We start from the raw sequence: 21,913 nt of genomic DNA, 5'->3' as shown, positions 1-21,913 counted from the left end.
CCGGCGCCGCTCAAGCCGCCAACGCACATAAGTCGCAACCTGCCCTGCCCTACACTGCCGGCGGCGCTTTTTTGCGCAGGCGGAAGACCGCCATGCTGCCGCGCAGGTTCGGCAGGAACTTGACCACCTTGCCGTCGGCCAGCGCCACGCATTCCAGCACTTCCAGGCCACACTCCACGGCCAGCTCCTGGAAATCGTAGATCGTCGCGCAGCGCACGTTCGGCGTGTCGTACCACTGGTATGGCAACGCGCGCGAGACCGGCATGCGTCCGCGCAGCAGCGCCAGGCGGTGCGGCCAGTGCGCGAAGTTCGGGAACGAGACGATCGCCTCGTGACCGACGCGCACGATGTCGCGCAGCAGGCCTTCGACATGCTGCATCATCTGCAGCGAATTCAGACACAGCACGGTGTCGAATGTGTTGTCGCCAAAGAGGCCCAGGCCCTTTTCCATATCGTGCTGGATCACGTTGATGCCCCGCGCGGTGCTTTCCAGGACCTTGTCGTCGGCGATCTCGATGCCGTAGCCCGAGCAGCGTTTGCCGGATTCGAGGTAGCGCAGCATGGCGCCGTCGCCGCAGCCGACGTCGAGCACGTGGGCGCGTTCGCCCACCCAGTGCGCGATGAAGGCCAGGTCGGGCCGCAGCGTATTGAGGTCGGCAAAATTCATGCGGCCTCCCTGGCGGTGGTGGCAGCGCCCGGGGCCAGTTCAAGGGCGATGCGGTTGTAATACGCGCGCACCACGTTCATGTAGCGCGCATCGTCGAGCAGGAACGCATCGTGGCCGTGCGGCGCGTCGATTTCGGCGTAGGTCACGCGGCGCCGGTTGCTGATCAGGGCTTCGACGATCTCGCGGCTGCGCTCGGGCGAGAAGCGCCAGTCGGTCGTAAACGACGCGATCAAAAACTGCGCTTTGGTACCGGCCAGCGCCTTTTCGAGATCGCCATCGTATTCGCGCGCCGGATCGAAGTAGTCGAGCGCCTTCGTGATCAACAGGTAGGTATTGGCGTCGAAGTATTCCGAGAACTTGTCGCCCTGGTAGCGCAGGTACGATTCGATCTCGAAGTCCACGCCGAAGTCGAAGTTGTAGTCATTGGTCTCGGCGGCATTGCGCAGCTTGCGCCCGAATTTCTCGGCCATGTCGTCGTTCGACAGATACGTGATGTGGCCAATCATGCGCGCCACTTTCAGGCCGTTCTTCGGCACCACACCATGCTCATAAAAGTCGCCGCCGTGGTAATCGGGGTCGGTCAGGATCGCCTGGCGGGCGACGTCGTTGAAGGCGATGTTCTGGGCCGACAGCTTCGGCGTGGAGGCGATCACGATGCAGTGGCGCAGGCGCTCGGGGAACTTGATGCTCCACGACAGGGCCTGCATGCCGCCCAGCGAGCCGCCCATCACGGCGGCAAACCGGTCGATGCCGAGGCGGTCGGCCAGCAGCGCCTGCGCGGTCACCCAGTCTTCCACGGTCACCAGCGGAAAGCTCGCGCCATATGGCTTGCCGGTTTCTGCGTTGACATGCATCGGGCCGGTCGAGCCGAAGCACGAGCCGAGGTTGTTCACGCCAATGACGAAGAAGCGGTCGGTGTCCACGGGTTTGCCCGGGCCGACCATATTGTCCCACCAGCCGGCGCTCTTGGGCGCGTCGTACTGGCCGGCGACGTGGTGCGAGGCGTTCAGGGCGTGGCAGACCAGCACCGCATTGGACTTGTCGGCGTTGAGCGTGCCATAGGTTTCATACATCAGCGTGTAGTTGCTGAGCTGCGCGCCGCTTTGCAGGCGCAGCGGCTCGGCGAAGTGCATCGCCTGCGGTGTGACTATTCCTAGAGATCCCATGGGACTGTGTGCTTTGATTGATGATGCGGTGGTGGCGCCGTTGCCGGGCGTGGCAACGGCGGCCGACTCACAGGGTCTGCAACTGCTCGACGGCGGCGGCGATTTCACCCGGCTCCATCGCGCGCAGGATGCGGCGGGTACGGGTCGTGACCACGCCAAGGTCGGTATTCAGAATTTCCTGTTTCACCGCCAGCAGCTGCGCCGGATGCATCGAGAATTCGCGCAGACCCATGCCCAGCAGCAGGCGGGTGAGCTTGACGTCGCCGGCCATCTCGCCGCACACCGCCACATCCAGCCCGGCCTTGTGGCCCGTGGCGATGGTCGAGGCGATCAGGTGCAGCACCGCCGGGTGCAGCGGATTATACAGGTGCGCCACTTCGTAATCGACGCGGTCGATCGCCAGCAGATACTGGATCAGGTCATTGGTGCCGATCGACAAAAAATCCATGCGGCGCACGAACAGCGGCAGCGCCAGCGCCGCGGCCGGGATCTCGATCATGGCGCCGACCTCGATGCCTTCGTCGAAGCGGATCTTCTCGTCGCGCAGCTGGGCCTTGGCCTGCTCGATCATGCCCAGCGTCTGGTCGATCTCGAAGGCATGCGCGAGCATCGGGATCAGGATGCGCACCTTGCCGAAGGCCGACGCACGAAGAATCGCGCGCAGCTGCACCAGGAACATCTGCGGCTCGGCCAGGCAATAGCGGATCGCGCGCAGGCCGAGCGCCGGATTGAGCGCCGTGTGGTCGGTCTGGTCGAGCGGCTTGTCGGCGCCCACGTCGAGCGTGCGGATCGTGACCGGACGGCCCTTCATCGCCAGCACCGCCTTGCGGTACTGCTCGAACTGTTCTTCTTCGTCCGGGATGCGCAGTGCCTGCGCGCCGCGGCCCATGAACAGGAATTCGGAGCGGAACAGGCCCACGCCATTGGCGCCGGCTTCGAGAGCGGCCGGGCAATCGTCGGGCAGTTCGATATTCGCCAGCAGCGTGATTGCGGTGCCGTCGCGCGTAATGGCCGGGGTCTTCTTGAGCTTGAGCAGGCGCTTGCGAGCCTTGGCCATCGTGATCTGGCGCGCGCGGTACTGTTCGAGCACCAGCTGGCTCGGGTTGCAGATGACGACGCCGGCGTCGCCGTCGACGATCAGCCAGTCGTCCTGCTCGACCAGGCGCGACGCCTGGTCCATGCCGACGACCGCCGGGATATCCAGGCTGCGCGCGACGATGGCGGTATGCGAGTTCTGGCCGCCGACGTCGGTCACGAAGCCGATGAACGATCGGTCGCGAAACGCCAGCATGTCGGCCGGCGAGATATCGTGGGCCACGACGATCATCTGCGGCGGTGGCTGGTCTTCGTCGGCAAATACCGGCGCGACGCTCAGTGCAGTGCCGGTCAAGACCTTCAGCACGCGCTCGGCGACCTGCTGGATGTCGTACTTGCGCTCGCGCAGGTAGGCGTCTTCAATCTCGTCGAACTGCGCCGAGAGTTCATCGATCTGCGTCACCAGCGCCCATTCGGCGTTGTAGTGGCGGGACCGGATGATGCCCTTGGGCGCTTCCGAGATCATCGGATCGGACAGGATCAGCGCATGCACGTCGATGAAGGCGCCCAGTTCGGTCGGGGCATCCTTCGGCAGGCCGGTCCAGAGTTCCTGCAGATTGTGGTGCACGGCGGCGATCGCATCCTGCAGGCGCTGCACCTCGGCCTCGACCTGTTCTTCAGGGACCAGGTAATGCTTGACGTCGAGTGCGGCCGGCGTGAGCAGGTGTGCGCGGCCGATCGCGATGCCGCGCGAAACCGGAATGCCGTGAAGGATAAAGGAAGCCATGGAAGAATCCGTTGAACGCGAGGGGACCGCTTCACGCGGCATTATTCACCTTCACCGAACTTGTCGTTGACGAGCGCCGTCAGGGCGGCCAGTGCGGCTTCTTCGTCGGCGCCATCGGCTTCGAGCGTGACCTTGGCGCCCTTGCCGGCGGCGAGCATCATGACACCCATGATCGACTTGGCATTGATGCGGCGGCCGTTACGGGTAAGCCAGACGTCGCTCTTGTACCTGGCGGCCAGTTGCGTGAACTTGGCGGAGGCCCGTGCGTGCAGGCCCAGCTTGTTGATGATCTCGAGTTCTTGTTGAATCATAGTCGCTTTATCGTTTTTGTAATGTGTCTGACTGCGCCCGGCATCTCCTCGCGCGCATCGTCGCCGCCGCCGGACCCTAGCCCACCCGGATCCGGTTGTCCACCCGCACTGCCCCGTTCTGGGCGCCGGCCAGTGCCATTTCAACGACCACGTCGAGCGAGTCGCGCCGGTACGTGATCGCGCGCAGCAGCATCGGCAGGCTGATGCCGGCGATGACTTCCACGTGCCCTGCATCGGCCAGCGAATTGCAGCAGTTCGACGGCGTGCCGCCCTTGACGTCGGTGATCACCAGCACACCGTCGCCGTCGTCCAGGCGTGCGATGGCCTCTTTGGCCAGGCAGTTGATCTGGCCGATATCCTGGTCAGCGGTCACGTCGATTGCCTCGACACGCTCGGTGGGGCCGCGAAACACGTGTGCTGCTGCGGCGATGAATGCCTGGCCCAGCGGTGCGTGGGTCAGGAGCAGGATGCCTACCATGTCGTTATCCAAGTACTTTCTGTTCGACCGCGTCGATGAACATCGCGGCCACGTCAAAACCTGTCTGGTCGAAGATCTCCTGGAAGCAGGTCGGGCTGGTCACGTTCACTTCGGTCAGGTTGTCACCGATGACGTCCAATCCTACCAGTAACAGGCCACGCTCGGCCAGCAACGGGCCGAGGGCTTCAGCGATCTCGCGATCGCGCTCGCCGAGCGGCTGCGCCACGCCGATGCCGCCGGCGGCCAGGTTGCCGCGCACTTCGCCATTCTGCGGAATCCGCGCCAGCACGAACGGCACCGGCTTGCCGCCGATGACCAGCACGCGCTTGTCGCCCTTGTCGATCGCCGGGATGAATTTCTGGGCCATGATCGTGTGGCGGCCATTGGCCGTCAGCGTCTCGATGATCGAACCCAGATTGAGCGCGTCGCTTTTCACGCGGAAGATGCCGGCACCGCCCATGCCGTCGAGCGGCTTGAAGATCACGTCGCCGTGCTTGGCGTGGAAGGCGCGCAGGCGCGCTTCGTCCGAACTGACCATCGTCGGCGACGTGTACTGGCTGAACTGGCCGATCGCCAGTTTTTCGTTGTGGTCGCGGATCGCCGACGGGCTGTTGATCACGCAGGCGCCCTGGCGCACGGCCAGTTCGAGCAGGTAGGTGCCGTAGACGTATTCCATGTCAAACGGCGGGTCCTTGCGCTCGATGATCGCGTCGAATTCGGACAGCTTCACATCGACTGCGGCATCGGCCGTGTACCAGACATCCGGCTCGCCCGTCAGGTGGATCTGCATCACGCGCGCGCTGACGATGCCCTCTTCAAGCACCATGTCGCGCTGTTCGAAGAAGTACAGGGCATGACCGCGCCGGGCCGCCTCGCGCATCATGGCGAAGGTCGAATCCTTGTAAATCTTGAATCCGGACAGCGGGTCGGCGAGAAAAGCGATTTTCATGGGGCGTCCAATCGATGTAATACCTTGATTTTAGCCCGAATCGGCAAACCTCGCGGACCAGGCCCCGAGGTTTGCCGGACGCAGTGCGTCAGTACACTTCCGGATTCGGATCGGTGCGTTCGAGTTCCAGCGATGCGGCCAGCATGCCCAGGCGCGCGACCACGCCGTACACGTAAAAGCGGTTGGGCGCGGCGGTGCCCGGCTTGGCCTTCGGATCGGGCATCGCGTGCTGCTGCGCGAACGCCAGCGGCACGAACTGCGAACCAGGCGCATTGAGGTTCTGGTCGATGCCGCGCTCGGCGTGCACGCGGTAGAAGCCACCGACCACATAGCGGTCGATCATGTAGACGACCGGTTCGGCGACCGCGTCGTCGATCGATTCGAAGGTGGGCACGCCTTCCTGGATGATCAGGTCGGTCACGGCCACGCCATCCTTGACCACCGACATGCGCGCGCGCTGGGCCGGGGTCAGGTCGCGTACTTCGCTCGCGTCCTTGATGGTCATGATGCCCATGCCGTAGGTGCCGGCGTCGGGCTTGAGGATCACGAAGGGCTTGCGCTCCTTCATGCCGTATTCCTTGTACTTCTTCTTGATCTTCGAGAACAGCGCCGAGACGTCGTCGGCCAGCGCTTCGGTGCCGACGTTCTCGCGCAGGTCGACTTCGGCGCAGGTGCTGTGCAGCGGGTTGACCAGCCACGGATCGATGTCGATCAGCTTGCCGAACTTCTTGGCCACTTCGTCCAGCGCCTTGAGGTGATTGCTCTTGCGGCGCAGCGCCCAGCCGGCGTGCAGCGGCGGCAGCAGGGCTTGCTCGTGCACGTTTTCCAGGATCGACGGGATCCCGCGGGACAAATCATTGTTGAGCAGGATGGTGCACGGGTCGAAGTCGGGCAGGCCGACGCGGCGGCCATTGCTTGATCGCACAAGGGGCTCGAGCACGAGCATATTGCCGTCAGGCAGCGCCAGCGGGGTCGGTTCGGTGATGTCGGGCGAGAACGTGCCAAGGCGGACATGCAAGCCGGTCTGGCGGAAGATCTGCATCAGGCGCGCGACGTTCTGCAGGTAGATCGGGCTGCGGCGGTCGGCGTCCGGCACCAGCAGCAGGTTGCGCGCGTCCGGGCAATACTTGTCGACGGCGGCCATGGCCGCCTGCACCGTCAGCGGCAGCATCTCGCTGGCCAGGTTGTTGAAGCCGCCCGGGAACAGGTTGGTGTCCACCGGTGCGAGCTTGTAGCCGGCATTGCGCAGATCGACCGAGCAATAAAATGGCGGCGTGTGCTCCTGCCACTCGAGGCGGAACCAGCGCTCGATGGCAGGCGTGGCTTCGAGGATTTTCTTTTCCAGGTCCATCAAAGGACCGGTCTGGGCGGTGGCGAGGTGCGGAACCATTGATTGGACGTCCTTGTTGTGCGCTTCTTGTTGTTAATTTAAGTTGGGAATCGCATATGGGGTTGGTCAGGCTATTTTAAAGGGCAATGCGAAGAATGCAAAAAACGCCGTCCCCGCTTGCGCGGAGACGACGTTTTCAGGGAACAGCGACGACTGAGCAGATCAGTAACGGTAAGCCGACTCGCCGTGGCTCGTGATGTCCAGGCCTTCGCGTTCCTCTTCTTCCGGCACACGCAGACCAATCACGATATCCACCAGCTTGAAGGCGATGAAGGCGACGACGGCCGACCAGATGACGGTCACGCCGATCGCATGTGCCTGGATCCACAGCTGGCTGGCGATCGAGTAGCTCGTGTTCATGGCATTGGTCGTGTAATCCCACACGCCCTGCCCGCCCAGTGCCGGCGACGCAAACACGCCGGTCAGCAGCGCGCCCAGGATACCGCCCACGCCGTGCACGCCGAACACGTCGAGCGAATCGTCGGCGCGCAGCAGGCGCTTCATGCCCGTCACGCCCCACAGGCAGACGATACCGGCCAGCAGGCCGATGACCAGCGCGCCCATCGGACCGACGAAGCCGGCGCCCGGGGTGATGGCCACCAGGCCCGACACGGCGCCCGATGCGGCGCCCAGCATCGATGGCTTGTGCTTGAAGATCCACTCGCCCAGCACCCAGGTGAGGGTCGCGCCGGCAGTGGCCAGCAGCGTGTTCAGGAACGCCAGTGCAGCGACGTCGCCTGCTTCGAGCGCCGAGCCGGCATTGAAGCCGAACCAGCCGACCCACAGGAGCGACGCACCGACCATCGTCATCGGCAGCGAGTGAGGCGCCATCGATTCACGGCCGTAGCCGATCCGCTTGCCAATCACATAGGCACCCACCAGGCCGGCGACGGCCGAGTTGATGTGGACCACGGTGCCGCCCGCGAAGTCGAGCGCACCCTGCTGCCACAGGTAGCCGGCAGCTGCGGTAACGGTTTGCAGCGAGGCAGCGTCGGTGATGGCGTCAGGACCGGCCCAGAACCAGACCATGTGCGCGACCGGCAGGTAGCCGAACGTGAACCACAGCACGACGAACACCAGCACGGCCGCAAACTTGGCGCGTTCGGCAAAAGCGCCGACGATCAGCGCGCAGGTAATCGCTGCGAAGGTGCCCTGGAAGGCGACGAAGATGAATTCAGGGATCATCGTCTCTTTGCTGAAGGTCGCGGCCATCGCAAACTTGCCGGCGACCGGATCCCAGATGCCTTGCAGGAAGGCGCGGTCGAAGCCGCCAATGAACGCATTGCCCTGCGTGAAGGCCAGCGAGTAGCCGTACAGGCACCACAGCACGATCACGAGGGCAAATACCATCATCACCTGCATCAGCACCGACAGCATGTTCTTGGCGCGCACGAGGCCGCCGTAGAACAGCGCCAGGCCGGGAATGGTCATCAGGATCACCAGCAGCGTGGCGACGAACATCCAGGCCGTATCCCCCTTGTTGATGGACGGCGCCGCCATGGCCGGCAGGGCGACGCCCAGGCCCAGCAAGGCGGTCAGTATCGTTGTAGTTATACGCTTCATGAAAACATTCCCTCTTACAGTGCGTCGTTGCCGGTCTCGCCGGTACGGATACGGATGACCTGGTTCAGGTCGGCCACGAAGATCTTGCCGTCACCGATCTTGCCGGTGCGGGCAGCGCCCTGGATCGCATCGATGACCTGGTCGACGATGGCGTCGTCGACAGCGGCTTCGATCTTGATCTTGGGCAGGAAGTCGACGACGTACTCGGCACCACGGTACAGCTCGGTGTGGCCTTTCTGGCGACCGAAACCCTTCACTTCGGTCACCGTCATGCCTTGCACGTTGATTTCCGACAGCGCCTCTCGCACTTCGTCGAGCTTGAAGGGCTTGATGATGGCGGTGATCATTTTCATGGTATTGCCTCTTTTGCAATCAAAAAGTTTTTGAGACGGACAGCACGGCGGCAGACTTGCCGAGATTCTTGCCTTCCGGGCTCAGGTAGGCGTCGGTATTCGCCTTGTGCCACGCCAGCGCCACGGTGGCGACGCCGAAGTCCTTGGTGACGCCGACCTTGTAGTCGGTGTACGAAAACGCGCTGTTGTTCTTCAGTTTCTGGCGCCCGACGTGCAGGTTCAGGATGAAGCCGTTGCTGACGTCGATGTCGGCGCCCACGTCCAGGTAGCCGCTGCGCTTGCTGTCTGCAGTGCCGAACAGATTGGTCGTCGAGTGCGAGTACTTGATGTAGGCCGGGCCGTAGCCGAGTTTGCCGTACAGCTCGAACGTGTTCGCGCTCGGGTTCAGGCCATTGTCCGGGTAGTAGTAATACAGGCCGCCAATGTCATAGCTGATCGCGTCGCTCAACTGACCGCGCTTGCCGCCATATACGTCCCATTCGATATTGCCGTCGCCGCCCAGATCTTTCGTCCATTTGATGGTGGAAAGCCAGGTGCCCACGTAGAAGCCGGATGGGCCATGTACATAGTCGACGCCGCCCTGGAGGGCCGGGTCGAGGGCTGTTTGCGACAGACCGCGGTAACGGTAGTCGCTGGTGATGCTCGCGTTGTAGCTCACCTGATGTTCGGCGGGTTGTTCCTGTGCCATGCCCGGCGCGCTGGTAAGAGCCAACACTGCCAGGACAATTGCGCTGAATTTTGCTTTGCACTTCATGACAAACCCCCTTGATGAACAACGTGAAAAATGACTGCTTGTGGATCCTTGTGATGTTCTTTGTCTACGCTTTATTTAGCAGGATGCGTGCCAGCTCATAAACAGGAAAAAGGTCCTTGTTTTTTTGGTAAACACGCCCCACATCGGTTTTGCACTAACACAACGGACCGCACACGGCACCCAGACGGCCGTTCGGCGCACTACATCAGGTCACATTGCACCATCATGGAGCGTGCGGCCTCGGCAGAAAGGGAAATGGATATGAGTAACAGCAACTTCTTCAGCGACTTGCAGGGCAAGATCAACCAGGCGCTCGAGAGCGGTCCGGCCAAGGACATTGAACGCAATGTGAAGGCGGCCATGACGTCGGGCTTTTCGAAGCTCGATCTGGTCACGCGCGAGGAATTCGATATCCAGGCCCAGGTGCTGGCCAAGACCCGCACCAAGCTCGAGGCGCTCGAACTGCGCGTGAGTGAGCTCGAAGCCAGACTGGGTGCAGGCAGCACCACGGCAACCGCGTCGACGTCAGCTGCCTCTGCGACCTCGGGCAGCTCGGCGATTCCGATGCCAGGCGCCGCGCCGTCGGCCACCGCGCCGTTCCCGGGCGCACCGGAAGACCCGACGATCGTCGTGCCGCCAACGCTCGACAAGCATTAAACAGCCCACAGGCCAGCCCGCCTTGCGCGGGCGGCCTCGGCGGCAGTGGCGCCACACCCGTGTCGCCATCTTTTGACGCGCATCCCGGCTTATACTGGTCGTCTTTACGGAGACCACGATGACCCGACAGTATGCCGCGCTGATCACCACCTGCACCATGCTGGCCCTGCCGGCGTCGCTCCATGCGCAGTCATCCCCTGCCGGCGGTGACGTGCGTCCCGAGATCCTGCGCCAGCTCGATGGCGCCTGGACCATGACAGGTGATGTGCGGGGCAAACCGGTCACCTACCGCATGGTTGCCAGGCCGGCCTTGCACGGCACATTCACCGAGCTGCGCATGCAGGACGTGCAGGTGCCCGCGCAGTACGAAGCGGCCGTCTTCGTCGGCTACGACGCCGCCACAAAGACCGTCATCGCGCACTGGATGGACAGCTTCGGCGCAAAATACTCGATCCCGCACGGAAGCGGCGACATCACCGGCAACGTCGTCACCTTCACCATTCCCTACCCGAGCGGCCCGTTTCGCAATACCTGGCGCTTCGATCCGGCGGGCGCGACGTGGCAGTTCGCGCTCGACGCGGCGCAGCCGGACGGCTCGTGGAAGCACTTCGCCGGCTACGCGCTCAGGCGCGAGTAAAAGCGCCTGAGCGCGTAGCCGGCGGGCGTCAATCGATGCTGACCTCCTTGCGGTTGTCACGCGCCACGCGGTCGATCAGCTTGTTGTACGGGTCAATGCCAACGTCGAACGGCTGCTCCTTGACGGTCACCGTCACGGTCGGATTCTCGCCCTGCAGTACGCGCTTCTCCAATAACAGCACCCGCTCGTCCGATTCCTTGGCATCCTTCGCGCGTGCGAACACGCCGATCTCCACGGCTTCGTCATAGGTGCGCGGCGTTTCCTGCCCCTTGCCGTCGGCCTGCATTTTCGCCAGATGCAGTTTCATCGTCACGTCCCACTGCCCGTCCGGGCGCTTGACGGCCTTCGCTTCGGTCACGCGGTTATCGTAGAAGACGATGCGCTCGAACAGGTCGGCGATCAGCGCGTGCTTGCCCACCGGGGCTTCGGCGCGGATGTAGTCGACCAGTTCGGCGGATGTCGCAAACGGCGCCTCCTGATAGCCCTTGTCCTGCAGGAAGCGCTTGAGGGCGCGGTTCAGTGCCGCTTCGCCGATCTCGTCGCGCAGGCGGTAGAAGACCAGGCTGCCCTTGCGGTAGTGGATGTAGTCCTGGTTTTCCACGCGCACCAGCGGCAGTTCCTCGATCTTCTCGGCACTGCGCGAACTGAGGTAGCGGTCCAGTTCATAGCGCAGGAAACGGCGCATCTGGTGCGGGCCGTATTCCTTCTCCATCACCATCAGCGCCGAGTACTGCGCCAGCGATTCGATCAGCATGCTCGCGCCCTGCACATTCGCGGCCGTGACCTGGTGGCCCCACCACTGGTGCGCCATCTCGTGCGCCGTCACGTAGAACACGTAGTCGATGTCTTCCTTGTCGCGCAGGTCGGCGATGAAGCCGATCGATTCCGAGAACGGGATCGTGTTGGCGAACGATTGCGCGAAGCGCTGGTAGTTCGGGAATTCCAGGATACGCACCTGCTTGTGCTGGTAGGGCGTGAACTGGGTCGTGAAGTAGTCGAGCGACTTTTGCGTGCCCGCGATCATCCGGTCGATGTTGTAGGCGTGCTTCGGATCATGATAGATCTCGATAGGAATGCCATGCCAGTCGCTTTTTTTGATCTGCCAGTCGGCTGACAGGTAAGCGAAGAACGGCATCATCTTCTGGTCCATCTTGTAGCGATAGTAGTTGCGGCCATTTTCCTTCCACGCCTTTTGCAGGTAGCCCGGCGCCAGCGCGATCTGGTCACCGCTGGTGGAAACGGTGGTGTCGAAACTGATCCAGTCGGCGTCGTCCCCGAACATCGTGTTGGCACGCGCCGCCTTGTTTTCAAGCTTGGCCATGCGCTCCGGCTCGCCCAGGCCGCGCTTGCGGCGCTCGTTGCGGTCCAGTAGTTCGAACTCGCTCTGGTAGCCAACCAGCGGGAAGAACTCGCGGTTGTTGAAGAACGTGCCGTTCAGGTTGAGCGTGTCGCCCCTGCCCGCGTTGGAAAAACCGGGCCGGCGCACGTCGACCGTGAAGTCCAGCGCCAGGCGGGCGCCCGGCGCTGTCGGCTGCGCGAGCTTGAGGATACGGAAGCCCGCTATCTGGTCGTCCAGGACCACCGTGTGCGCGGGCAGGCCGGCGAAGGTGGTCACGACGTCCGGATTGACTTGCAGGCGCAGCGTGTCGAGTGGCTGGTTCGTCTTGTTCTCGAAGACGTAGCGGCCCTTGACCATCACGCGCCGCTCGGCCGGGTAGATGTCCACCGCGGCGCGCACGTCGACGATCTTCACGTGCGGCAGGTCCTTGTACTTGCGGTAGGTCTTTTCGTACCTGGCCTGCTTGTCCATCGCCACGTTCTGCGCCTCGTAGCGGTCCAGCGTGACGGTATTGTGGAAAATCCAGCCACCCACCAGCGCGAACGCGATCGTGCAGGCGGCCAGCGCTACGCCCGATGGGCTTTTCAGGCGCCGCGTCGCTTCGCGCGTGCGCGTGCGCCACTCGACCGACAGGCCACGTACCCAGAACGCCTGGGCCACGATCAGGCCCGCCACGGCAAACAGGGTCCAGTACAGCGCGAACCACGACCAGCCCTTGACGAAGTGGCCGAAGCCGTTCATGTCCGAATACGGCGTCTCGGGCAGCAGGGCGATGTTGTACAGGTTGTGATCGAAGTGCAGGACCGACAGGACGATCTGCGCCACGATCAGCACGATCATGAAGAGGTAGCCCAGAAACTTGTTGTTCGTGATGACCTGCAGCGCCACGGCGATCAGCGCCATCAGGATGTATGGCGTGCCCGCCATGAACACGCCCTGCAGGTACACCATCGGCTCGATCGGCGCCCCACCCTTGTACAGCTGGATGGCGATCGCGGTCAGGATCCCGGCCAACAGGAAGGCCAGCACCACGCCAACCAGGGCCAGGCTTTTCGCCACCAGCGGCGCCCAGTTCGGCATCGGCATCGCATCGTTCACGTCGGCGATGCCGGCCTGGCGCTCCTTGAAGATCAGTTCACCGGCGTAGAAGATCACGATGATCAGCAGCAGGAAGTTGTAGCTGCCCTTGAGCAGCTCGATCATCAGGTAGGTGCGCGGATAGACGTCGGTGCCGAACAGTTGGCCCAGCTGACTGGAGCTGCCCACCATATTGAGCACGCCGAACAGCAGCATGACCAGGAACGGCACGCTCTTGAACACGGCGACCGCATCGAAGACGAAGATGTGCCAGCATTGGGTCCAGCGCGTGCCGCGGGTGAAGCGCGGCGCGATGCGTGGCAGCGCGACGTGCGCCGGCGTGCCCGCTGCCGGCGCTGCCGCTTTGGCCTTGCCGAACAGGCGTTTGCCGGTGCCGGCGCGCTGCGGCTTGAACAGCGCCAGCGTGAGACCAAGCAGCGCCAGGCCAACCATGCTCCATAACAGCCGGTTGGCCAGCATATAACCGCCGATGGCCGGCAGGCCGGCATTCGATTCTGCCGTCGAGAAGTAGCGCGTGGCGCGGCCAAGGGCGCGCAGGCCGAACGGGTCGGCCAGCACGGCGATCCACTCGTTGTCGATATTGCTGGTGAACTTGCCGGCCAGGATCCACAGCACGAAGAACGCCATCACGCCGACATACACCATCATGATCGAGCGCGTGGTCGCAGCCAGCAGCATCAGCAAGGCGCCGATGAACAGCAGGTTCGGCACCACCAGCACGCACAGCGCCCACAGATAGGCGGCGCCGGGGAACGGGCCCACGCGCTCGGCGTCGATCCACGGCATCAGGGGACCAAGCATCATGCCCGCCACGATCACGGCAAAGATCACCATGCAGGCCACCAGGCCCGCCAGGAAGCGGCCGACGAGGTAGTCGTGCTTTTTCATCGGCGTTGCAAACAGCATGTCGGAAATGCCGACGTCGCCATCGCGCAGCACCGAGCCGGCGATGAAGATGGTGACGACAAACATCGACATCAGGCTGAAGACGCCGAGCAGTTGCGCGACGACGACCGGCGCATTGCGGTTCACGTTGCCGATGCTGCCGCCGATCTGGATCGCATCGGTGGTGGTCGCGCCAAAGGCCAGCGCACCGAAGATCAGCGCGCACACCCACAACAGCGGCTGGCGCAGCTGGATACCCAGCTCAAACTTGAAGAATTCCCGTAGCATGCCGGCTCCTTATGCGACGACCGGTGCGGTGGATGCCGGCGCCGCATCGGTTGTCTGAGCAGCCGCGCGGTTGGCGTTGCGGATCTGGAGGAAGTAGACGTCTTCCAGGTCCGGCTCGACGCTGACGAAGCCGTCGTCCGGCTGCGACTCGGCAAACACGTTGATCTGCGGACGCCCTGCCACCAGGCGCGTGGAGAGCACGTTGAAATCGCGCTGGTACTCGGCCAGCGCATCCTGGCTGACGGTGCGGCGCCACACGCGGCTCCTGAGCGTGTCGATGGCGGCTTGCGGCTCGCCCTGCAGCAGTACCGTGCCCTTCGCGATCATCGCCATGCGCGGGCACAGGTCGGTGACGTCTTCGACGATGTGGGTCGACAGGATCACGACGACCTGCTCGCCGATCTTGGCCAGCAGGTTCAGGAAGCGGTTGCGTTCATCGGGGTCCAGACCTGCGGTCGGTTCATCGACGATCACCAGGCGCGGCGCGCCAAGCAGCGCCTGCGCGATGCCGAAGCGCTGGCGCATGCCACCCGAAAAGGTGCCCAGGCCGCGCGAGCGCGCTTCCCACAGATTGGTCTGGTGCAGCAGCGCCTCGACCATCTCCTTGCGCTCGCCCTTGGCCGTCAGGCCCTTGAGGACGGCGAAGTGATTCAGCAGTTTTTCGGCGCTGACTTTCGGGTAGACGCCGAAGTCCTGCGGCAGGTAACCGAGCTGGCGACGCAGGCCTTCCTTGTCCTTCAACACATCCAGGCCGTTGAAATCGATGCTGCCACTGTCGGGGTCCTGCAGCGTGGCGATCGTGCGCATCAGCGACGACTTGCCGGCGCCGTTCGGACCGAGCAGGCCGAACATGCCGTTCGGGATCTCGAGACTGACATTGTTGATCGCCTTGACGCCGTTGGCATAGGTCTTGTTGAGCTGCTTAATCGATAGCATGGACTGATTCTCCGGGGACGGTTGTGGTTATCGTTGTTGTTCACGATCAATGTAGCGTTAATAAAAAGCAATGTCAGCATTTTGTGACAGACGGTATGAATCCCGGCATGAACGACGAAATGGCCGGTATATGCACCTGTCATGAACGGCCAGGCGCGCACGCCTGTCCGCTCTCAAACGGTGGTGCGATCTGCGCTTTAGGATGGGGCACCCTGGCGTTCTGCAGAAGGAATCCGATGAGTCTCGCCGTCCTGAAAAGCCGCGCGCTGGCCGGCATGGCAGCGCCGCCGGTCAATGTCGAAGTCCATCTGGCCAACGGCCTGCCCGGCTGGACGATCGTCGGCCTGCCCGACACCGAGGTGCGCGAAGCGAAGGACCGCGTGCGCGCAGCGCTGCAGAATTCGGGCTTCGATATCCCGCCGCGCCGCATCACGATCAATCTCGCGCCAGCCGATCTGCCCAAGGAATCGGGGCGCTTCGATCTGCCGATCGCACTGGGCATCCTGGCCGCATCGCACCAGATCCGCGGCGATGCACTGGCGCGCTACGAGTTCGCCGGCGAGCTGTCGCTGTCGGGCGAGCTGCGGCCGATCCGCGGCGCATTGGCGATGGCATTTGCGATGGTGCGTGCGGGTTCTGCACAATCGGATGCACAGGGACGGGCTTTCATCCTGCCACTGGCCAATGCCGACGAAGCGGCGCTGGTCGAAGCCGCCGAGATCCTGCCGGCGCGCACGCTGCTCGAAGTTTGCGCGCACTTCGCCAATGCGCCCGACGCGCCCAGGCTCGTTCGCCATGTGGGACCGGCCCTTGCGCAGGCGGTGCGCTACCCCGATTTCGCCGAGGTCAAGGGCCAGCAGCATGCCAAGCGCGCGCTTGAGGTGGCAGCGGCCGGTGCCCATTCCTGTTTGCTGGTCGGCCCGCCCGGTGCGGGCAAGAGCATGCTGGCGGCGCGCCTGCCTGGCCTGCTGCCGTTGATGAGCGACGCCGAAGCGCTCGAATCGGCCGCCGTGCAATCGCTTGCCGGCGGTTTCTCGCCGCAGCGATGGCGCCAGCGGCCATTTCGCAGCCCGCATCACACGACATCCGGCGTGGCCCTGGTGGGCGGTGGCAGCGTGCCGCGCCCTGGCGAAGTCTCGCTCGCGCATCATGGCGTGCTGTTCCTGGACGAGCTGCCCGAGTTTGACCGGCGCGTGCTCGAGGTGCTGCGCGAGCCGCTCGAGTCTGGGCAGATCACGATTTCGCGCGCCGCGCACCAGGCTGATTTTCCGGCACGCTTCCAACTGATCGCGGCGATGAATCCGTGTCCGTGCGGCTGGCTCGGTCACGCCAGCGGCAAGTGCCGCTGCCATGAGGCCGCCGTGCTGCGCTATCAGAGTCGCATTTCCGGGCCCCTGCTCGACCGCATCGATATCCAGTTGCCGGTCGCGGCGCTGGAACCCGAGAGCATGAGCGCACGCGCCGACGGAGAACCAAGCAGCATGATCGCAGCGCGGGTCGCGCAGGCGCGCGATTTACAGGTGGCGCGCCAGGGCTGGCCCAACAGCCATCTGGGCCCGCGCGACATCGACCGTTACTGCGCGCCCGACGAAGCGGGAGCACGCCTGTTGCACGCGACGGCGCAGCACCTGCACTGGTCGGCGCGCGCGTATCACCGCGTGCTCAAGGTGGCGCGCACGGTGGCCGACCTGGCCGGCAGCGAGCATGTGGCAGCCGCACACGTGGCCGAGGCGATCGGCTACCGGCGCGCCTTGCAGGGCGATTAGCAGGTCTTGCGTTCTGCGGCGCTGCTGTTACCATCGACGCATGCGACCCTCTCCCGTGCGTGCCCTGCAGATTGTCCCGATCCTCCTGGCCAGCGCGCTGCTGGCCGGCTGCAATCCGGCCTATAACTGGCGTGACTACACGAGCGAGGATGGCCGCTTCAAGGCGCTGTTTCCGGCCAAGCCCGCAACCCTGACCCGCACCGTGGACCTGAACGGCTTGCAGGTCGAGATGACCATGACAGCGGCCAAGGTGGACAACACGACCTTCGCCGTCGGCACGGGCGTGGCGCCCGATGCGGCTGGCGCGCAGGCAGCGCTGCCGGCCATGCGCCTGGCGCTGCTGCGCAATATCGGCGCGCCCGACGCCCCTGTCACCGCTGACCTGAGCGTGGATGCCACGGGCGCCGGTCAGGGCGCGTCAATGCACCTGAGCGGACGCTTCGCCGCCAAGGGCAACCGCTTCTACCAGGTCATCGTGCTTGGCCCCGCAGGCAAGACGCCGCCGGAACAGGTCGAGCAGTTCCTCACCTCCTTCACCAGCTATTAAGGTCGCCCATGGATGACCAGCTTCCCGCCCTGCGCCTGGTCGGCCTGCGCAAGCACTTCGGTCGCCCTGCCGTCGATGGCCTGGACCTCCTGGTCCGGCGCGGCGAGTTCTATGCGCTGCTCGGGCCGAACGGCGCCGGCAAGACGACGACGCTGCGCCTGGTCACGGGCCTGCTGGCGCCCGATGCCGGCACGATCGAGGTGCTGGGCGTGAACATGACTGCGGCGCCGGCAGCAGCCAAAGCGAAGCTGGCCTACCTGCCGGACGAGCCGATGTTGTACGGGAAGCTCAAGCCATTCGAGTACCTCGAATTCGTCGCGGGGTTGTGGGGTGTGGCGGCGCAGCACGCCGAACCGCGCGCACGCGAACTGCTCGACTGGCTCGACCTGACCCAGCATGCGAACGAGCTGACCGAAGGTTTTTCGCGCGGGATGAAGCAAAAGCTCGCGCTGGCCGGCGCCCTGATCCACGACCCGGAACTCTTGATCCTTGACGAGCCGCTCACCGGCCTGGACGCAGCAGCGGCGCGCCAGGTGAAAGACCTGCTGCTGGCGCACGTCGCCAAGGGCGGGACCGTCATCCTGACAACACACATTCTTGAAGTGGCCGAGCGCCTGGCGCACCGCATCGGCATCATCCGCCAGGGCCGGCTGATCGCCGAAGGCACGCTGGACGCGCTGCGCGAGCGCACGCAGGGCGGCAGCCTGGAAGACATGTTCCTGCACCTGATGGCTGCGCCATGAGACTGGCGCCGGGCAGCGTCGGCTGGCTGCTGCGGCACGAGCTGCGGCTCGCCTGGTTCAATGCCGCCGGCGGCAAAGCGGCGGACGGGCGGCGCCGGCCAGGCAATATGGCGCTCGGTCTGGCGGCCACCGGCTGTATCGTGATGCATGTCGCAAGCTGGTTTGTCGTGCGCCAGCTGGCAGGGATGCCGGGCGACGATCCCCGCATCCTGCTGGCGGTGTCCGCGCTGCTGATCGTGGCCACGACCTTCATGCTGTCGTCCGCGATCAAAGCCTGCGTCGTGGTGATGTTCGAACGCAGCGACCTCGATCTGCTGCTATCGTCGCCCCTGCCCTCGCGCAGCATTTTCACCGTGCGCCTGCTTGGCGTGTGCGCGGGCACGGCGGCGCTGTACCTGTTTTTCCTGGCGCCGTTCGCGCATGCAGGACTGCTGCAGGGCCAATTTCGCTGGCTCGGCATCTATCCCGGCGTGATCGCCCTTGCGGTGCTGTGCAGTTGTGCTGCCATGCTGCTCACGCTGGGCCTCGTGCGCATGCTCGGTGCGCGCCTCACGCGCGTCGTGGCGCAGATCGTCGGGGCGCTGGCTGGCGCGCTGCTCGTCATCGCGTCGCAGCTGCATGCGCTCACGTCAAGGCAGACGCAGGAGCGCATCCGCGATACCGTGCTCGGACTGGTGCAGAGGGAGGGTGCGGCGGATAACCCGCTCTGGCTGCCGGCGCGGGCGATGCTGGGCGAGCCGTTGCCAGTGCTGCTGCTCGGGGCGCTCACCTGCGCCATGTTCATGCTGACGACCTGGCGCACGCACCGCTTCTTTGCGCGCGGTCTGCAACTGGCCGCGTCGTCGCCGTCAACAGCTGCGGGCAAGGCTTCGGCGATGCCACTGCAGCCCCGCTTCGGGCGCAGCCTGTTCGGCACGGTGGTCGTCAAGGAATGGCGCCTGATCGTGCGCGATCCGCAATTGCTGTCGCAGGTGATGCTGCAAATACTGTTTTTGCTGCCGTTGTTTTTCCTGATTTTCAAGCGCGCCGACGTGCAGGTGCAAGCCATCGGTGCGGGCCTGGCCCTGCTGTGCAGTTCGCTGACGGGCGCGTTGGCATGGATTGCCTTGTCGGCCGAGGATGCGCCGGATCTGCTGCTGGCATCGCCCGCATCACGGCGCACGGTGCGGCGCGCCAAGCTGGCAGCGGCGATGCTGCCAGTACTGGGCGTGGTGGCTCTTCCCCTGCTATGGCTGACAGTGCGCATGCCGGCTGCAGGACTGGTCGCATGCCTTGTGGTATGCGGGGCCGTTGCCGGTGCCGGCCTGGTCGTATTCTGGTGTGGGCGCCCTGGCGTCCGCACCAATTTCAAGGGCCGTGGCAAGGGTGGCTTCGTGATGAACGTGCTTGAGTTGGGCAACAGCCTGGCATGGGGCGCGTTGGGATGGCTGCTGTCGGCTGCGACGCTTGGCCCACTGGACAAGGTGGGCATGCTCGCAGCGACCGGCGCTGCGTTGCTCGCCATTTCCGTCCCTGGCATTGCGTGGATGTTACGGTCCCGTCCGATGTGAGCGCGACCGCACTGTGAAGGTGCGTCAGTCGTGATATCGTTTAATTACTAACAAAACCAAGAGATAGCTATGTTGATTACTTTTAAATGCAAATCGTATCCAGAAGTTCTGATGTATCAGGAACATGCCAAACGTATCCTTGACCTGCTGCACAAGGAGCCGGAGCGCGGTGTGATTACGTCGGCCGAAGCCACCCAGGTGATTTCGCTGATCGAGGACGAGATCGAAGAGTCGCGCAAGCATCAGGTGTCGGATCAGGTGGCGCATGATGTTCAGGCGCATCACCGCGATGAAGATGACCATGAGCACCAGGCGATCGAGGTCGTCAGTTTCTCGACGCGCATGTATCCATTGCTGGAAATGCTGCGCTCGGCGCGTGACAACAAGACCGATATCCTCTGGGGTGTGTAAGCAGGCTCTGGGTTATTCGTGTCTGTATGAAAAAAGCCCGCTGATCTGAGTCAGCGGGCTTTTTTTCTGGCGTTGAAGTGGCTTTAATGATCAGTGATCCCTGGATCAGTCGAAATCGATCGGCCAAAGCGAAAAGCCCCACTCAGATCACTGAGTGGGGCTTTTCTATATAACTAGCCTGACGATAACCTACTTTCACACTGGTTGCAGCACTATCATCGGCGCAAAGTCGTTTCACGGTCCTGTTCGGGATGGGAAGGGGTGGGACCGACTTGCTATGGTCATCAGGCATAACTTGTACGAGTATCGTCGTTGAACGCGTGGACGGGAAACCCGTCCACCCTACGCAAGTAGGTACTCTGAATCTGGAAGAAGTAGTTTTTGTTTGGGGTCGTATTTGTATCAACAACAGCTGAACTCTTGCTAACCCTGGACTACCAAGGTTATAGGGACAAGCCGTACGGGCAATTAGTACTGGTTAGCTTAATGCATTACTGCACTTCCACACCCAGCCTATCAACGTCCTGGTCTCGAACGACCCTTTAAAGAGCTCAAGGCTCTGGGAAATCTCATCTCAAGGCAAGTTTCCCGCTTAGATGCTTTCAGCGGTTATCTCTTCCGAACTTAGCTACCCGGCAATGCCACTGGCGTGACAACCGGTACACCAGAGGTTCGTCCACTCCGGTCCTCTCGTACTAGGAGCAGCCCCCTTCAAATTTCCAACGCCCACGGCAGATAGGGACCAAACTGTCTCACGACGTTTTAAACCCAGCTCACGTACCACTTTAAATGGCGAACAGCCATACCCTTGGGACCGGCTACAGCCCCAGGATGTGATGAGCCGACATCGAGGTGCCAAACTCCCCCGTCGATATGAACTCTTGGGAGGAATCAGCCTGTTATCCCCAGAGTACCTTTTATCCGTTGAGCGATGGCCCTTCCATACAGAACCACCGGATCACTATGTCCTACTTTCGTACCTGCTCGACTTGTCGGTCTCGCAGTTAAGCACGCTTATGCCATTGCACTATCATCACGATGTCCGACCGTAATTAGCGTACCTTCGAACTCCTCCGTTACACTTTAGGAGGAGACCGCCCCAGTCAAACTGCCTACCATGCACTGTCCCCGATCCGGATAACGGACCAAGGTTAGAACCTCAAATGAACCAGGGTGGTATTTCAAGGTTGGCTCCACGAACACTAGCGTGTCCGCTTCAAAGCCTCCCACCTATCCTACACAGATTGATTCAAAGTCCAATGCAAAGCTACAGTAAAGGTTCATGGGGTCTTTCCGTCTAGCCGCGGGTAGATTGCATCATCACAAACATTTCAACTTCGCTGAGTCTCGGGAGGAGACAGTGTGGCCATCGTTACGCCATTCGTGCAGGTCGGAACTTACCCGACAAGGAATTTCGCTACCTTAGGACCGTTATAGTTACGGCCGCCGTTTACTGGGACTTCAATCAAGAGCTTGCACCCCATCATTTAATCTTCCAGCACCGGGCAGGCGTCACACCCTATACGTCCACTTTCGTGTTTGCAGAGTGCTGTGTTTTTATTAAACAGTCGCAGCCACCATTTTATTGCAACCCGTTCATCCT

General features: G+C 63.1%; 18 protein-coding genes, 2 rRNA genes and 1 pseudogene. 7 read left to right on the top strand and 14 right to left on the bottom strand.

The annotated features are described in order from the left end of the window. Positions 1-49: 49 nt before the first annotated feature. The 10 genes from metW to AC56LN_RS13750 all read right to left on the bottom strand — a co-directional run bounded on the left by metW (position 50) and on the right by AC56LN_RS13750 (position 9,453). Positions 50-667 (bottom strand): methionine biosynthesis protein MetW, encoded by a 618-nt coding sequence (gene metW / locus AC56LN_RS13795; RefSeq protein ID WP_183556659.1) that lies wholly within the window; start codon positions 665-667, stop codon positions 50-52. After that, entirely contained in the window at positions 664-1,833 is a 1,170-nt protein-coding gene (metX, locus tag AC56LN_RS13790; protein WP_499572519.1) for a homoserine O-succinyltransferase MetX, read from the bottom strand. Before metX ends, metW begins: the two co-directional genes overlap by 4 nt. A gap of 67 nt (positions 1,834-1,900) precedes the next feature. Continuing rightward, complete coding sequence (ptsP, locus tag AC56LN_RS13785) at positions 1,901-3,655, bottom strand: phosphoenolpyruvate--protein phosphotransferase (RefSeq protein WP_499572517.1); 1,755 nt, start codon at positions 3,653-3,655, stop codon at positions 1,901-1,903. A gap of 41 nt (positions 3,656-3,696) precedes the next feature. Further along, positions 3,697-3,966, bottom strand: coding sequence for an HPr family phosphocarrier protein (locus tag AC56LN_RS13780; RefSeq protein ID WP_183556652.1), 270 nt, complete (start codon positions 3,964-3,966; stop codon positions 3,697-3,699). A gap of 76 nt (positions 3,967-4,042) precedes the next feature. Then, positions 4,043-4,444: a PTS sugar transporter subunit IIA gene (locus tag AC56LN_RS13775; protein WP_343024972.1), complete on the bottom strand. Its 402-nt coding sequence runs from the start codon at positions 4,442-4,444 to the stop codon at positions 4,043-4,045. A 4-nt stretch (positions 4,445-4,448) separates the two neighbouring features. After that, complete coding sequence (gene gshB / locus AC56LN_RS13770; RefSeq protein WP_499572515.1) at positions 4,449-5,393, bottom strand: glutathione synthase; 945 nt, start codon at positions 5,391-5,393, stop codon at positions 4,449-4,451. An 88-nt stretch (positions 5,394-5,481) separates the two neighbouring features. Beyond that, positions 5,482-6,783, bottom strand: a complete 1,302-nt coding sequence (gshA, locus tag AC56LN_RS13765) for a glutamate--cysteine ligase (protein WP_499572514.1) — start codon at positions 6,781-6,783, stop codon at positions 5,482-5,484. 162 nt (positions 6,784-6,945) lie between these two features. Further along, on the bottom strand, positions 6,946-8,346 hold the full coding sequence (locus AC56LN_RS13760) for an ammonium transporter (protein WP_499572513.1): 1,401 nt from the start codon (positions 8,344-8,346) through the stop codon (positions 6,946-6,948). Between the two features lie 14 nt (positions 8,347-8,360). Then, the gene (gene glnK, locus AC56LN_RS13755; protein WP_137171558.1) at positions 8,361-8,699 is read right to left on the bottom strand and encodes a P-II family nitrogen regulator; all 339 of its coding nucleotides are present in this window, start codon (positions 8,697-8,699) and stop codon (positions 8,361-8,363) included. 19 nt (positions 8,700-8,718) lie between these two features. After that, on the bottom strand, positions 8,719-9,453 hold the full coding sequence (locus tag AC56LN_RS13750) for a TorF family putative porin (protein WP_499561467.1): 735 nt from the start codon (positions 9,451-9,453) through the stop codon (positions 8,719-8,721). A gap of 261 nt (positions 9,454-9,714) precedes the next feature. On the opposite strand from AC56LN_RS13750, the pseudogene AC56LN_RS13745 reads away from it, so the two are divergent. Together AC56LN_RS13745 and AC56LN_RS13740 are read left to right on the top strand one after the other, a co-directional pair. Beyond that, positions 9,715-9,948 (top strand): annotated as a pseudogene (locus AC56LN_RS13745) (accessory factor UbiK family protein); the annotation flags it as partial. Between the two features lie 280 nt (positions 9,949-10,228). After that, complete coding sequence (locus AC56LN_RS13740) at positions 10,229-10,747, top strand: DUF1579 family protein (RefSeq protein WP_499572511.1); 519 nt, start codon at positions 10,229-10,231, stop codon at positions 10,745-10,747. 28 nt (positions 10,748-10,775) lie between these two features. On the opposite strand, the gene AC56LN_RS13735 is transcribed toward AC56LN_RS13740, so the two are convergent. Beyond that, on the bottom strand, positions 10,776-14,357 hold the full coding sequence (locus tag AC56LN_RS13735; protein ID WP_499572509.1) for an ABC transporter permease/M1 family aminopeptidase: 3,582 nt from the start codon (positions 14,355-14,357) through the stop codon (positions 10,776-10,778). 9 nt (positions 14,358-14,366) lie between these two features. Beyond that, positions 14,367-15,293 carry an ABC transporter ATP-binding protein gene (locus AC56LN_RS13730; protein WP_499572507.1) on the bottom strand — a complete coding sequence of 309 codons (927 nt, stop codon included), beginning with the start codon at positions 15,291-15,293 and terminating at the stop codon, positions 14,367-14,369. Between the two features lie 236 nt (positions 15,294-15,529). Here AC56LN_RS13730 and AC56LN_RS13725 point away from each other — a divergent pair, with 236 nt between their 5' ends. From AC56LN_RS13725 to AC56LN_RS13705, 5 genes are all read left to right on the top strand, one after another. Then, positions 15,530-17,059 carry a YifB family Mg chelatase-like AAA ATPase gene (locus AC56LN_RS13725; protein WP_499572505.1) on the top strand — a complete coding sequence of 510 codons (1,530 nt, stop codon included), beginning with the start codon at positions 15,530-15,532 and terminating at the stop codon, positions 17,057-17,059. A 40-nt stretch (positions 17,060-17,099) separates the two neighbouring features. Then, positions 17,100-17,606 (top strand): hypothetical protein, encoded by a 507-nt coding sequence (locus tag AC56LN_RS13720; protein ID WP_499572503.1) that lies wholly within the window; start codon positions 17,100-17,102, stop codon positions 17,604-17,606. Between the two features lie 8 nt (positions 17,607-17,614). Then, the gene (locus AC56LN_RS13715) at positions 17,615-18,349 is read left to right on the top strand and encodes an ABC transporter ATP-binding protein (RefSeq protein ID WP_499572501.1); all 735 of its coding nucleotides are present in this window, start codon (positions 17,615-17,617) and stop codon (positions 18,347-18,349) included. Next, on the top strand, positions 18,346-19,899 hold the full coding sequence (locus AC56LN_RS13710) for a putative ABC transporter permease subunit (RefSeq protein ID WP_499572499.1): 1,554 nt from the start codon (positions 18,346-18,348) through the stop codon (positions 19,897-19,899). Before AC56LN_RS13715 ends, AC56LN_RS13710 begins: the two co-directional genes overlap by 4 nt. Before the next feature lie 69 nt (positions 19,900-19,968). Continuing rightward, positions 19,969-20,310, top strand: a complete 342-nt coding sequence (locus tag AC56LN_RS13705; RefSeq protein ID WP_482897277.1) for a DUF1840 domain-containing protein — start codon at positions 19,969-19,971, stop codon at positions 20,308-20,310. A 176-nt stretch (positions 20,311-20,486) separates the two neighbouring features. Here AC56LN_RS13705 and rrf read toward each other — a convergent pair. Together rrf and AC56LN_RS13695 are read right to left on the bottom strand one after the other, a co-directional pair. After that, a 5S ribosomal RNA gene (gene rrf, locus AC56LN_RS13700) occupies positions 20,487-20,599 on the bottom strand. A gap of 158 nt (positions 20,600-20,757) precedes the next feature. Then, positions 20,758-21,913 (bottom strand): 23S ribosomal RNA (locus AC56LN_RS13695); the annotation flags it as partial.

The sequence above is a fragment of the Telluria sp. ZT3P26 genome, from assembly GCF_059686035.1.
The sequence above is the reverse complement of the archived record's forward strand: the minus strand, read 5'-3'. Positions and strand labels throughout refer to the sequence as shown.

Bases quoted from the DNA above. Each gene is read 5' to 3' on its own strand.
- AC56LN_RS13760 (WP_499572513.1), bottom strand. From the start codon at position 8,346: ATGAAGCGTATAACTACAACGATACTGACCGCCTTGCTGGGCCTGGGC.
- gshB (WP_499572515.1), bottom strand. From the start codon at position 5,393: ATGAAAATCGCTTTTCTCGCCGACCCGCTGTCCGGATTCAAGATTTAC.
- AC56LN_RS13730 (WP_499572507.1), bottom strand. From the start codon at position 15,293: ATGCTATCGATTAAGCAGCTCAACAAGACCTATGCCAACGGCGTCAAG.
- AC56LN_RS13715 (WP_499572501.1), top strand. From the start codon at position 17,615: ATGGATGACCAGCTTCCCGCCCTGCGCCTGGTCGGCCTGCGCAAGCAC.
- metW (WP_183556659.1), bottom strand. From the start codon at position 667: ATGAATTTTGCCGACCTCAATACGCTGCGGCCCGACCTGGCCTTCATC.
- AC56LN_RS13740 (WP_499572511.1), top strand. From the start codon at position 10,229: ATGACCCGACAGTATGCCGCGCTGATCACCACCTGCACCATGCTGGCC.
- AC56LN_RS13750 (WP_499561467.1), bottom strand. From the start codon at position 9,453: ATGAAGTGCAAAGCAAAATTCAGCGCAATTGTCCTGGCAGTGTTGGCT.
- AC56LN_RS13705 (WP_482897277.1), top strand. From the start codon at position 19,969: ATGTTGATTACTTTTAAATGCAAATCGTATCCAGAAGTTCTGATGTAT.
- AC56LN_RS13775 (WP_343024972.1), bottom strand. From the start codon at position 4,444: ATGGTAGGCATCCTGCTCCTGACCCACGCACCGCTGGGCCAGGCATTC.
- AC56LN_RS13780 (WP_183556652.1), bottom strand. From the start codon at position 3,966: ATGATTCAACAAGAACTCGAGATCATCAACAAGCTGGGCCTGCACGCA.
- metX (WP_499572519.1), bottom strand. From the start codon at position 1,833: ATGGGATCTCTAGGAATAGTCACACCGCAGGCGATGCACTTCGCCGAG.
- AC56LN_RS13725 (WP_499572505.1), top strand. From the start codon at position 15,530: ATGAGTCTCGCCGTCCTGAAAAGCCGCGCGCTGGCCGGCATGGCAGCG.
- gshA (WP_499572514.1), bottom strand. From the start codon at position 6,783: ATGGTTCCGCACCTCGCCACCGCCCAGACCGGTCCTTTGATGGACCTG.
- glnK (WP_137171558.1), bottom strand. From the start codon at position 8,699: ATGAAAATGATCACCGCCATCATCAAGCCCTTCAAGCTCGACGAAGTG.
- AC56LN_RS13735 (WP_499572509.1), bottom strand. From the start codon at position 14,357: ATGCTACGGGAATTCTTCAAGTTTGAGCTGGGTATCCAGCTGCGCCAG.
- AC56LN_RS13710 (WP_499572499.1), top strand. From the start codon at position 18,346: ATGAGACTGGCGCCGGGCAGCGTCGGCTGGCTGCTGCGGCACGAGCTG.
- ptsP (WP_499572517.1), bottom strand. From the start codon at position 3,655: ATGGCTTCCTTTATCCTTCACGGCATTCCGGTTTCGCGCGGCATCGCG.
- AC56LN_RS13720 (WP_499572503.1), top strand. From the start codon at position 17,100: ATGCGACCCTCTCCCGTGCGTGCCCTGCAGATTGTCCCGATCCTCCTG.